Origin of the sequence: uncultured Microbacterium sp., from assembly GCF_913776565.1 — a bacterium.
Lineage (GTDB): Bacteria > Actinomycetota > Actinomycetes > Actinomycetales > Microbacteriaceae > Microbacterium.
Genome location: NZ_CAJYPF010000214.1, coordinates 1 through 11,483, shown reverse-complemented (window position 1 = coordinate 11,483; position 11,483 = coordinate 1). Strand labels below are relative to the sequence as shown.

General features: G+C 70.3%; 12 protein-coding genes. 11 read left to right on the top strand and 1 reads right to left on the bottom strand.

Features of this window, described 5'->3' with window-relative positions:
* Positions 1-16: 16 nt before the first annotated feature.
* Positions 17-742, bottom strand: a complete 726-nt coding sequence (locus tag QZ433_RS12170; protein WP_295783828.1) for an alpha/beta hydrolase — start codon at positions 740-742, stop codon at positions 17-19.
* A gap of 211 nt (positions 743-953) precedes the next feature.
* Here QZ433_RS12170 and lepA point away from each other — a divergent pair, with 211 nt between their 5' ends.
* From lepA to QZ433_RS12115, 11 genes are all read left to right on the top strand, one after another.
* The gene (gene lepA / locus QZ433_RS12165) at positions 954-2,798 is read left to right on the top strand and encodes a translation elongation factor 4 (RefSeq protein ID WP_136585551.1); all 1,845 of its coding nucleotides are present in this window, start codon (positions 954-956) and stop codon (positions 2,796-2,798) included.
* Positions 2,799-2,842: 44 nt separating this feature from the next.
* Positions 2,843-3,487: a DUF1990 family protein gene (locus QZ433_RS12160; RefSeq protein WP_295783825.1), complete on the top strand. Its 645-nt coding sequence runs from the start codon at positions 2,843-2,845 to the stop codon at positions 3,485-3,487.
* Positions 3,487-4,704, top strand: a complete 1,218-nt coding sequence (gene hemW / locus QZ433_RS12155) for a radical SAM family heme chaperone HemW (RefSeq protein ID WP_295783819.1) — start codon at positions 3,487-3,489, stop codon at positions 4,702-4,704. The genes QZ433_RS12160 and hemW overlap by 1 nt, the downstream gene beginning before the upstream one ends.
* A gap of 304 nt (positions 4,705-5,008) precedes the next feature.
* Positions 5,009-6,049: a heat-inducible transcriptional repressor HrcA gene (gene hrcA, locus QZ433_RS12150; protein ID WP_295783817.1), complete on the top strand. Its 1,041-nt coding sequence runs from the start codon at positions 5,009-5,011 to the stop codon at positions 6,047-6,049.
* A gap of 49 nt (positions 6,050-6,098) precedes the next feature.
* On the top strand, positions 6,099-7,223 hold the full coding sequence (gene dnaJ, locus QZ433_RS12145) for a molecular chaperone DnaJ (RefSeq protein WP_295783815.1): 1,125 nt from the start codon (positions 6,099-6,101) through the stop codon (positions 7,221-7,223).
* Positions 7,224-7,225: 2 nt separating this feature from the next.
* Complete coding sequence (locus QZ433_RS12140; protein ID WP_295783813.1) at positions 7,226-7,954, top strand: 16S rRNA (uracil(1498)-N(3))-methyltransferase; 729 nt, start codon at positions 7,226-7,228, stop codon at positions 7,952-7,954.
* 43 nt (positions 7,955-7,997) lie between these two features.
* On the top strand, positions 7,998-8,345 hold the full coding sequence (locus QZ433_RS12135) for an HIT domain-containing protein (protein ID WP_295783810.1): 348 nt from the start codon (positions 7,998-8,000) through the stop codon (positions 8,343-8,345).
* Between the two features lie 49 nt (positions 8,346-8,394).
* Complete coding sequence (locus QZ433_RS12130; RefSeq protein ID WP_295783831.1) at positions 8,395-9,420, top strand: PhoH family protein; 1,026 nt, start codon at positions 8,395-8,397, stop codon at positions 9,418-9,420.
* A complete protein-coding gene (ybeY, locus tag QZ433_RS12125) occupies positions 9,417-9,884 on the top strand; it encodes an rRNA maturation RNase YbeY (protein WP_295783808.1) in 468 nt (155 codons plus the stop codon). The genes QZ433_RS12130 and ybeY overlap by 4 nt, the downstream gene beginning before the upstream one ends.
* The gene (locus QZ433_RS12120; protein ID WP_295783805.1) at positions 9,881-11,191 is read left to right on the top strand and encodes a hemolysin family protein; all 1,311 of its coding nucleotides are present in this window, start codon (positions 9,881-9,883) and stop codon (positions 11,189-11,191) included. Before ybeY ends, QZ433_RS12120 begins: the two co-directional genes overlap by 4 nt.
* Positions 11,188-11,483, top strand: a 296-nt coding sequence (locus tag QZ433_RS12115) for a GTPase (RefSeq protein ID WP_295783802.1), incomplete at its 3' end; no start/stop codon positions are given. The genes QZ433_RS12120 and QZ433_RS12115, both read left to right, overlap by 4 nt.

Below are 11,483 nucleotides of genomic sequence, written 5' to 3'. Positions count from 1 at the left end.
AAGCCAAGGGCCGAGTCTAACAGGTCGACGCCTCGACGGTGGTGAGCGCCACCTCCAGCAGCGCGTCGAACACCCGAGGCCGCATGGCCGTGACCAGGTGCGTGGTGCGGGGTACGACGATCAGCTCTGCGTGCGGGGCCACGGTCGTGAACAGCTTCTCGTTGGCGCGCAGCTGATCCCATTGCCCGTTGACGAACCACAGCGGGATGTTGATGCGGCGCAGCGCCGCGAGCAGATCGAGAGACGACAGCGATGCGAGCGCCGTGTCCTGCGCGTCGAAGGCGTATCCACCGGCCCCGAAGTCGTCGCGCGTCTCGGGAGGAAGCGTGCGGTCGAGCACGCGGTTGGTGAGCCCGAGCCCCCGGTCGGGCAGGCTGTCGAAGCGCCGCGCCAGAAAGCGGTACGCCGCCAGCCCCACACCGCGGGGGAGCGAGGTGCAGGATGCCGCCACCAACGCCGCGACCGGCGGGGGCTCCTCGCGCCCGACGTACGCGATCGATAGCAGACCACCCATCGAGTGCCCCACCAGCAGCACGGGCCCGCGCGTCGCGGCATCCCTGACGGCTCGGTCGATCGTGGCGAACGCCTCGTCGAGGGTGAACCGCTCGCCGCGGCGGGTGCCGTGCCCCGGAAGGTCGACGGCGGTGACGGGGGTGCCGCGCTGGGCGAGGTACGTGACCTGCGCCCGCCACATCGACGCCGACGTGCGGATGCCGTGCACGAGCACGACCTGGACCGTCATGGCATCCATGCTAGAAGCGCCGAGAGGCGCGACGGTCAGCTCCTCGCCCAGGTCACGTGACCTCGTCGAGATCACGCGTCGCGGCGTGTCGTTTCGCCGAGGTCACGTGACCTGGCGCGCGACAGCGAGGCACGCGCGGAAAGCCTCGGATGCCGGAACCCCGGGCATCGGGGACGGCGATGTCGGCGCACCACCGTAGAATCGACGGAACATGTCACCGCGCGCCCTGAAGCCCCTCGAGCCGTCCGCCACCCCGCCGGCGCAGATCCGCAACTTCTGCATCATCGCCCACATCGACCACGGCAAGTCGACGTTGGCCGACCGCATGCTGCAGATCACCGGCGTCGTCGCCGACCGCGACATGCGCGCGCAGTACCTCGACCGCATGGACATCGAGCGCGAGCGCGGCATCACGATCAAGTCGCAGGCCGTGCGCATGCCGTGGTCCACCGCCGACGGCACGTTCGCCCTCAACATGATCGACACCCCCGGTCACGTCGACTTCACCTACGAGGTGAGTCGCTCTCTCGCCGCGTGCGAGGGCGCGATCCTGCTCGTCGACGCCGCCCAGGGCATCGAGGCGCAGACCCTCGCGAACCTCTACCTGGCGCTCGAGAACGATCTGACGATCATCCCGGTGCTGAACAAGATCGACCTCCCCGCCGCCGACCCCGACAAGTACGCGGCCGAGCTGGCAGGTCTCATCGGCGGCGACCCCGCCGACGTGCTGCGCGTCAGCGGCAAGACCGGTATGGGCGTCGAGGAGCTCCTCGACCTCATCGTCGAGAAGATCCCCGCCCCCGTCGGCGTGGCCGACGCGCCCGCGCGCGCGATGATCTTCGACTCCGTCTACGACGCCTACCGCGGCGTGGTCACCTACGTCCGCATGATCGACGGGGCCCTTCAGCCGCGCGAGCGTCTGCAGATGATGTCGACCGGCGCGACGCACGAGGCGCTCGAGATCGGCGTCTCCAGCCCCGAGCCGATCCCCACCCAGGGGCTCGGCGTCGGCGAGGTCGGCTACCTCATCACCGGCGTGAAGGACGTGCGCCAGTCGAAGGTCGGCGACACGATCACCACGCACCGCAAGCCCGCCACCGAGGCCCTCGCGGGCTACACCGACCCGAAGCCGATGGTGTTCTCGGGCATCTATCCGATCGACGGCAGCGACTACGCCGAGCTGCGCGAGGCCCTCGACAAGCTCAAGCTCTCCGACGCCTCCCTGCAGTACGAGCCCGAGACCTCCGTCGCCCTGGGCTTCGGCTTCCGCTGCGGCTTCCTGGGCCTCCTGCACCTCGAGATCATCACGGAGCGCCTCTCGCGCGAGTTCGGCCTCGACCTCATCACCACCGCCCCGTCGGTGACGTACGAGGTCACCACCGACACCGGTGAGACGGTGTCGGTCACCAACCCCAGCGAATACCCCGACGGGCGCGTCGCCTCGGTGTCGGAGCCGATCGTCAAGGTCGGCATCCTGCTCCCGAAGGACTACGTGGGCACCGTCATGGAGCTGTGCCAGTCGCGCCGCGGCACCCTGCTGGGCATGGACTACCTCAGCGAGGACCGGGTCGAGCTGCGCTACAACATGCCGCTCGGCGAGATCGTCTTCGACTTCTTCGACCACCTCAAGTCCCGCACGCAGGGATACGCGAGCCTCGACTACGAACCGGCCGGCTCGCAGACCGCCGACCTCGTCAAGGTCGACATCCTGCTGCAGGGCGACAAGGTCGACGCGTTCAGCTCGATCGTGCACCGCGAGAAGGCCTACAGCTACGGCACGATGATGGCCGAGCGTCTGCGCAAGCTCATTCCGCGCCAGCAGTTCGAGGTGCCTATCCAGGCCGCGATCGGTGCCCGCATCATCGCGCGCGAGACGATCCGCGCGATCCGCAAGGACGTGCTCGCCAAGTGCTACGGCGGTGACATCACCCGCAAGCGGAAGCTCCTCGAAAAGCAGAAGGAGGGCAAGAAGCGCATGAAGATGGTGGGCCGCGTCGAGGTGCCGCAAGAGGCGTTCATCGCCGCTCTGTCCGGCGACGTCGAGGCCAAGAAGTAGCCGCGCTCACCTCCTTCCCATCCGCCACCCCGAGACTGGAGATCATGCGTCGGCAGAACTTCACGGACGACACGGTCGATTACGCGGCGGTCGGGGCCACCCAGGCCCACGACCTCATGCAGTACCCGCCCGAGAACTCGATCCCGGCCGAGGACGCCTGGCGCATCGGCAGCGGTGAGGAGCGGTTCGCCGCGGCCACCGAGCTACTGCTGTCGTGGGCGCCGCTGCGCGTCGGCGAGCTGAGCATCAGCGACGTGAAACCGGCCTCCAACGCGGGCTACTCGGGCGTCGGTTTCGACGCCGAGGGCGCGCCCGTCGCCCCCAGCCGCCTCGAGGCCGAGCAGCGCTTCGCCGCCGACGGCACCCCGTTCATCAGCCCGGGTACCGGGGTGCGGCTGCACGGCAAGGTCGACGGCCACCGCGCCGACGCCGAGCTGCGCGTCATCTCGGTCTTCGAGGAGCCGCGCCGCGTCGGATTCATCCTCGGCACCGTGGGGCACTCGATCGTCAGCGGCGAAGAGCTGTTCTCGATCGAGTGGCGAGAGAACGACGAGGTCTGGTTCATCGTCCGCGCCTTCGACCGCCCCACGGCCCCCACGTACCGGTTGTTCACCGGTCGCGTGCGCCGTCGCCGCAAGGCCCTGTTCGCGCGCTACCTGCGTGCGATCTCGCCGCTGTACTCCTCCTGATGGGCGGACCCCTGCCGCTCGGCGACCCCGCACCCGTCGACGGTCGCCTGCCCGCCGACCTCCCGATCGACGCGTCGACCGACTTCGGCGTCTACCTGCACGTGCCGTTCTGCCGCGTCCGCTGCGGGTACTGCGACTTCAACACCTACACCGCCGGCGAGCTGCGCGGCGCGCGTCAGGACGACTTCGCCGACACCCTCGCCGCCGAAGTGCGACTGGCCGCCGGGGTGATGGATGCCGCGTCCGCGCGGCGGGCGGCACCCACCGTCTTCTTCGGCGGCGGCACGCCGACGCTGCTTCCGCCGGGAGATCTCGCCCGCATGCTGGATGCCGTGCGCGAGGCCTTCGGGATCGCCGACGGTGCCGAGATCACGGTCGAGGCCAACCCCGACACCGTCGACGATCGCGTGGTCCGGACGCTCGCTGCGGCCGGGGTCACGCGACTGTCGATCGGCATGCAGTCGGCCCGGCCGCACGTGCTCGCCGCGCTCGATCGCACGCACGATCCGAGGAACGTCGCCACAGCCGTCGCCGCTGCCCGGGGGGCGGGCCTGGACGTCTCGGTCGACCTCATCTACGGGGCGCCGGGGGAGTCGCTCGACGACTGGCGCGCCTCGCTCGAGACCGCCACGGCCCTGGAGCCCGACCACATCTCGGCCTACGCGCTGATCGTCGAGGACGGGACGAAGCTCGCGCGGCAGATACGCTCCGGGGCGGTCGAGATGCCCGACGACGACCTGCAGGCCGACATGTACGAACTGGCCGACGACCTGCTGGCCGCCGCCGGATACGACTGGTACGAGGTCTCCAACTTCTCGCGCGGCGTCGAGCACCGCTCGCGCCACAACCTGGCCTACTGGCGGGGGACGGACTGGTGGGGTTTCGGCCCCGGCGCGCACAGCCACGTCGCGGGTCTGCGCTGGTGGAATGTCAAGCACCCCGCCGCCTACGCGCAGCGCCTGGCGTCGTCCGAGTCGCCCGCTGCGGCGCGCGAGCGCCCGGACGACACCGCGCGGCGGCTCGAGTCGGTGCTGCTGCGCAGCCGTATCCGCGAGGGCCTCGCCGTGTCGGAGATCCTGGGGGAGGGGCGCAAGGCCGTGGCATCCCTCATCGCCGACGGTCTCATCGAGGGGACGGATGCCGTGCGCGGCCGCATCGTCCTCACCCGGCGCGGACGCCTGCTCGCGGACGCCGTGGTGCGCGCGCTGACCGCCTGACCGGCGGCACCTCGGCTGCGAGTCGGTGCGGCGAGAAGATTGCGTCCGGTGGCGGGCGCGGTGAGGAGCTTGCGTCCGGTGGCGGGCGCGGCGACGAGCGCGCGCACGCCAATACCCGCGATGAACGCCATCCGTGCTCACAAACGGTGCGAGCCCGCGTTTCTCGCCACGCATCGCGTTTATCGAGGGGAAGGCGCGTCGAAAGGGCCCGCGCCCCATCCGCGAGCCGCTCGGCGCGAGGGTCGGACGTTCGTCGTAGAATTGGCACTCAGTCGAGTCGAGTGCCAAACGGGAGGAGCAGCGCATGGTGTCCGAACGCGGTCTTCAGGTGCTGCGTGCGATCGTGCAGGACTACGTCGACACGCGCGAGCCCGTGGGCAGCAAGGCCATCGTCGAGCGTCACGCCTTCGGAGTGTCCGCCGCGACGATCCGCAACGACATGGCGCTGCTCGAGGACGAAGACCTCATCGTCGCGCCGCACACCTCGTCGGGACGCGTTCCCACCGACAAGGGCTACCGCGTCTTCGTCGATCACCTCGCCGAACTGCGTCCGCTCTCGACCGCTCAGCGCAGCGCGATCACCTCGTTCCTCGACGAGGCCGGCGATCTCGACGACCTCCTCGCGCGCACGGTCCGCGCACTCACGCAACTGACCGGTCAGGTCGCGATCGTGCAGTACCCCTCGTTCGCTCGCGCGAACGTCACCCACGTCGAGTTGGTCGCCCTGGGGGGACCGCGGGTGCTCGTCGTCCTCGTCACCGACACCGGCCGGGTGTCGCAGCGCATCGCTCTCGTGCCGGTCGAACCCAGCGACGCCGACATCGCCCAGCTGCGCGCCCGCGTGGGCGCCGTCATCGTCGGGCGTGCCGTCGCCGAGTCCGCGCATCGCGTCGCCGATGCCCTCGCCGACGGCCCCCGGCCCGGGATCGTGCTCGACGCGATCGCCGACGCCGTCCTGCGAGTGGTCGGCGAAGAGCTCGAGGAGTTCCGTCAGGACCGTCTCGTGATGGCCGGGGCCGCGACCCTCGCCAAGCGCGAGGCGGATTTCCGCGGCAGCATCTACCCCCTGCTCGAGGCCATCGAAGAACAGGTCACCCTGCTCCGCCTCATGAGCGAGATGGTGGCCGACGACAAGGGCCTTTCGGCCAGCATCGGGCGCGAGAACGAACCCTTCGGCCTGATCGAGGCCTCGGTGCTCGCGAGCCGGTACGACGGGTCCACCGGCGGCGCCCGTGTGGGACTGCTCGGACCGACCCGGATGGACTACTCCTCCAACCTCGCGGCGGTCCGCGCCGTCGCGCACTATCTGACCCGGATGCTCGAAGACGACGACTGCGCGCGCTGACGGCATCCCCCACGAGAACGACCCCGCGTGAGCGGGCAGGAAGGCGATTGTGGCTGACCACTACGAGGTCCTGGGTGTCGAACGCGACGCCAGCCCCGAAGACATCAAGAAGGCCTACCGACGCCTCGCGCGCCAGTTGCACCCCGACGTCAATCCCGGCGAGGACGCGTCCGAGCGCTTCAAGCTCGTGACCCACGCCTACGACGTGCTCAGCGACCCCGAGCAGCGCCGCCGTTACGACATGGGCGGGGACCAGAGTCCGTTCGGGGGCGGGGGAGCGGCCGGGTTCGGCGGCTTCAGCGACATCTTCGAGACGTTCTTCGGCGGCGCGCAGGGCGGCGGGGGCGGACGGGGACCCCGGCCGCGGTCCCGTCGCGAACGCGGGCAGGACGCTCTCGTGCGCGTCACCCTGCAGCTCGGCGACGTCGTTTTCGGCGCCCACCGCGACCTCGAGGTCGACACGGCCGTGCTGTGCGAGACGTGCCAGGGCTCGTGCACCCAGCCGGGTACGAGCGAGGTGACGTGCGACATCTGCCACGGCTCGGGCCACGTGCAGCGCACGGTCCGGAGCCTGCTCGGCAACGTCGTCACCAGCCAGCCCTGCAGCGTCTGCCATGGACACGGCACGACCATCCCGTACCCCTGCGGAACGTGCCAGGGGCAGGGACGCGTCCGCGCCCGTCGCACCGTCTCGGTCGACATCCCCGCCGGTGTCGAGTCGGGCCTGCGCCTGCAGCTGCCCGGCTCGGGCGAGGTGGGCCCCGCGGGCGGCCCCAACGGCGACCTGTACCTCGAGATCACGGTCGAGGCGCACGACGCCTTCAGCCGCGAGGGCGACGACCTCGTCGCGACCCTCGAGGTGTCGATGCCGGATGCCATCCTCGGCGCCACCACCACGATCGAATCCCTCGACGGCTCGGTCGACCTCGAGGTGCGCCCGGGGGTGCAGTCCGGCGACGTCCTGACCATCAAAGGCCGCGGCATCACGCCGCTGCGGGGGAGCCAGCGCGGCGACCTCAAGGTCGGCGTGCACGTGGTCACCCCGACGCGCCTCGACCACAAGGAGCGCGCCCTCATCGAGGAGTTCGCCAAGCGCACCAAGGCCCCCAAGCCCCGCCTGGCCGAGCATCAGCAGGGCATGTTCAGCAAGTTCCGCGACCGCTTCCGGCACTGATCGTGGCGCTGCACTTCGTCACCGACGATGCCGGGACGGCTCACCCGGGCGCGACCGTTACCCTGACGGGAACCGAGGCTCACCACGCCGCGGCGGTGCGGCGCGTGCGCGTCGACGAGGCGGTGACCCTCGGCGACGGTCGTGGCGTCTGGTTGTCGGGTGTAGTAGTGGCCGCGACACCGAAACAGGTCGACGTTCGGGTGACGGCGCGCGATGAGCGCCCGGCCCCGTCTCCGCGGTTCGTGCTCGTGCAGGCCCTGGCCAAGGGCGACCGCGACGAGCTCGCCGTCCAGGCCGCGACCGAGCTCGGTGTCGACGCGATCGTCCCCTGGCAGGCGGCGCGCAGCGTCTCGCGGTGGGATGCCAAGGCGGACAAGGGTCTCGCGCGGTGGCGGACGATCGTGCGCGAGGCAGCCAAGCAGGCTCACCGCGCCTGGATTCCCGAGGTCGAGGCGGTGGCGCGCACCGCCGACCTCGTCCGGCGGGCGGGCGGGGCCACCGTGCTCGTGCTGGAGCCTTCGGCATCCATCCGCCTCACCGAGGCGACCGCCCCGGACGATCGCGACATCGTCCTCGTGGTCGGCCCCGAGGGCGGGATCGCCCCCGAGGAGCTCGAGGCGCTCACCACCGCCGGCGCCCGCGCGGTGCGGCTGGGCGACACGGTGCTGCGCACCTCGACCGCGGGAGCCGCGGCGATCTCGGTGCTCTCTGCGGCGCACGGGCGCTGGTGACCCGCCCGGCCGGGTGTCGGAGCCCGTCACTAGACTGGATGCCATGAGCGAACCGTCGATCTTCACGCGCATCCTGCAGGGCGAGATCCCCGCCGAGATCGTGGCCGAGACCGAGAACGCCTTCGCGATCCGCGACATCGCCCCGCAAGCGCCGGTGCACCTGCTCGTCATCCCCAAGACGCCGCAGTACCGCACCGTCGTCGAGCTCGCCGCGGGCGACCCGGCGCTGCTCACCGAGGTGATCGGTCTCGCGAACAGCGTCGCGGCCGAATACGCCGACGGCGACTTCCGCCTGATCTTCAACACCGGCGAGGGCGCCGGTCAGACGGTCTTCCATGTGCACGCCCACGTCCTCGCGGGCGGCCTGAACGAAAAGAGTCTCGGTGGCTGAATCCCCCGAAGAGACCGTCAGCGAGCAGATCGCCGTCGATGGCGTGGCCATGGTGCAGCTGCTCGGTCCGCAGGACCGCCTCCTGCGGGTGGTCGAGAAGGAGCACCCCGACGTCGACGTCCACGTGCGCGGCAACGAGATCACGCTCTCGGGTGCGCCCGCGGCGGTACGTGCGGCGCGCGGGTTGGTCGACGAGCTGCTGTCGATGACGCGATCGGGGCACGGTCTCGACCCGGCCGATGTGTCCAGCTCGAACCGCATGCTGCGCTCCGACGGCGGGCCCCGTCCGTCCGAGGTGATGGGCGAGGCGATCCTGTCCTCGCGTGGCAAGACCATCCGGCCCAAGACCGCCGGCCAGAAAGAGTACGTCGACGCGATCGACGAGAACACCATCGTGTTCGGCATCGGTCCGGCCGGTACCGGCAAGACGTACCTGGCGATGGCCAAGGCCGTGCAGGCCCTGCAGCGCAAAGAGGTCAACCGCATCATCCTCACGCGCCCCGCCGTCGAGGCCGGAGAGCGGCTGGGCTTCCTGCCGGGCACGCTGACCGACAAGATCGATCCCTACCTGCGCCCGCTATACGACGCGCTCAACGAGATGATGGACCCCGACATCGTCCCCAAGCTCATGGCGACGGGCACGATCGAGGTCGCCCCTCTGGCCTACATGCGCGGTCGCACGCTCAACGACTCGTTCGTGGTGCTCGACGAGGCGCAGAACACCACGCCCGAGCAGATGAAGATGTTCCTCACCCGCCTCGGGTTCGGCACGCGCATGGTCGTCACCGGCGACATCACCCAGGTCGACCTTCCGCAGGGCGCTTCGGGCCTGCGCCTGGTCACGCGCGTCCTCGACGACATCGACGACATCCACTTCTCGCGCCTGACCAGCGACGACGTCGTCCGCCACTCGCTGGTCGGCCGCATCGTCGACGCCTACAGCGAGTACGACGAGAAGCGCCTCGCCGCCCGACGCGAGCGCGACGAGGCAACCGAATTCGCCACCCGTGCGGAGCGACGCGGCCCGGGTGCCGCCGGTCCCCGCGATCACCTCCCGAGACGAAACCGCTCATGACGATCGAGATCAACAACGAGTCCGACCACCAGGTGGATGAGCAGGTGCTGCTGCGTCTGATGGAGTACAACCTGGCCGAGCTGCACGTCAGTGCCGACGCCGACGTGGCCATCGTGCTCGTCGACGAGGGTGCGATGGAGTCCCTGCACGTGCAGTGGATGGACGAGCCCGGCCCGACCGACGTGCTCAGCTTCCCGATGGACGAACTGCGTCCCGGGTCCGAGGACGCGCCGACCCCGGCCGGTCTGCTCGGCGACATCGTGCTCTGCCCGGCCGTCGCCGAGACGCAGGCGGTCGCCGCGAAGCACTCGACGCAGGACGAGCTGATCCTGCTGACCACGCACGGGCTGCTGCACCTGCTCGGCTTCGACCACGCCGAGCCCGATGAGGAACGCGAGATGTTCGGGTTGCAGCGCGAGCTGATCGCCGGCTTCCAGGCCGTCGAACGCCAGCGTCGGGCATGACCGAAGCCCTCCTCCTCGTCGCCGCCCTGCTGCTCGTCGCCTTCGGCGGGTTGATGGCGGCGTCCGAGGCGGCCCTGGGCGTCACCTCGCGGACCGACCTTCTCGAACTCGGTTCCTCGGGCCGGAACGCCCGCGCCCTGCGTCGCATCGCCGACGACACCAGCGCGCACCTCACGGCGGTGGTGTTCATCCGCGTCCTCGCGGAGACGACCGCCGCGGTGCTGGTCGCGGCATCCTTCATGCTCATCTTCGACGACATCGGGCTCGCGGTCGGCGCCGCAGCGGTGCTCATGACCGGCATCTCGTTCGTCGCCGTCGGCGCCAGCCCCCGCTCCGTCGGCCGTCAGCACGCACGCGGCCTCCTGCGTGGCGTCGCCCCGGTGATCCGCGGCATGCGCATCCTGCTCGGGCCCCTCGCGCACGGTCTGGTCGCCGTCGGCAACCGCGTCACTCCCGGCATCCCGCAGTCGACGTCCTTCGCCTCCGAGGAGCAGCTGCTCAGCATCATCGACGAGGCGGCCGAGAACGAGCTCATCGAAGAGGACGACCGCGAGCTCATCCATTCGGTGTTCGACTTCACCGACACCTACGTGCGCGAGGTCATGGTCCCGCGGACCGACATGGTGAGCGTGGACGCCGCCGCCACCTCGCGCGAGGCCCTGGCCCTGTTCCTCGAGAAGGGCGTCTCGCGCGTCCCCCTGGCCGACGACGAGGCCGACGACATCGTCGGCATGCTGTACCTGAAAGACCTGGTGCAGTTCGGGTTCCGCGACGAGGCCGGGTGGCGCGACGCCCCGATCCGTCGCATCGCACGACCGGCCACCTTCGTCCCGGAGTCGATGAAGGCCGAGACCCTGCTGCAGCAGATGAAGAAGGATGCCGTGCACGTCTGCCTCGTCGTGGACGAGTACGGCGGCGTCGCGGGCCTGGTGACCCTCGAAGACCTCATCGAGGAACTGGTCGGTGAGATTGCCGACGAATACGACGCCCCGAACACCGAGATCGTCGAGCTGCCCGACGGTCGCTACCGCGTCAACGCCCGCCTCGGGCTCGACGAGGTGGGCGACCTGTTCGGCCTCGAGCTCGACGACGACGACGTCGACTCGATCGGGGGCCTTCTCGGCAAGGCCCTCGGCCGCATCCCCCAGCCCGGCGCGACCGCCGAGCACTCCGGCCTCGTGATGACCGGCGGCGCATCGCGCGGTCGTAACCGGGGCATCGCCACCGTGATCGTCGAGCGCAGCGAACAGCCCGCCGACGACGACGCCGAGGACGAGGTCCCGGCGCGTGAAAGGAACGACAGATGACCGACACCCGATCCGGTTTCGTGACCTTCGTGGGCCGGCCGAACGTCGGCAAGTCCACGCTGACCAACGCCCTCGTGGGCGAGAAGGTCGCGATCACGAGCGAGAAGCCGCAGACGACCCGACGGGCGATTCGCGGCATCGTCAACCGCCCCGGCGGTCAGCTCGTGGTGGTCGACACCCCCGGCATCCATCGCCCGCGCACCCTGCTCGGGCAGCGCCTGAACGACCTCGTCGAGCAGGTGCTCGGCGATGTCGACGTGATCGCGTTCTGCGCGCCCGCGACCGAGAAGGT

Bases quoted from the DNA above. Each gene is read 5' to 3' on its own strand.
- QZ433_RS12170 (WP_295783828.1), bottom strand. From the start codon at position 742: ATGACGGTCCAGGTCGTGCTCGTGCACGGCATCCGCACGTCGGCGTCG.
- lepA (WP_136585551.1), top strand. From the start codon at position 954: ATGTCACCGCGCGCCCTGAAGCCCCTCGAGCCGTCCGCCACCCCGCCG.
- QZ433_RS12160 (WP_295783825.1), top strand. From the start codon at position 2,843: ATGCGTCGGCAGAACTTCACGGACGACACGGTCGATTACGCGGCGGTC.
- hemW (WP_295783819.1), top strand. From the start codon at position 3,487: ATGGGCGGACCCCTGCCGCTCGGCGACCCCGCACCCGTCGACGGTCGC.
- hrcA (WP_295783817.1), top strand. From the start codon at position 5,009: ATGGTGTCCGAACGCGGTCTTCAGGTGCTGCGTGCGATCGTGCAGGAC.
- QZ433_RS12135 (WP_295783810.1), top strand. From the start codon at position 7,998: ATGAGCGAACCGTCGATCTTCACGCGCATCCTGCAGGGCGAGATCCCC.
- QZ433_RS12130 (WP_295783831.1), top strand. From the start codon at position 8,395: ATGGTGCAGCTGCTCGGTCCGCAGGACCGCCTCCTGCGGGTGGTCGAG.
- ybeY (WP_295783808.1), top strand. From the start codon at position 9,417: ATGACGATCGAGATCAACAACGAGTCCGACCACCAGGTGGATGAGCAG.
- QZ433_RS12120 (WP_295783805.1), top strand. From the start codon at position 9,881: ATGACCGAAGCCCTCCTCCTCGTCGCCGCCCTGCTGCTCGTCGCCTTC.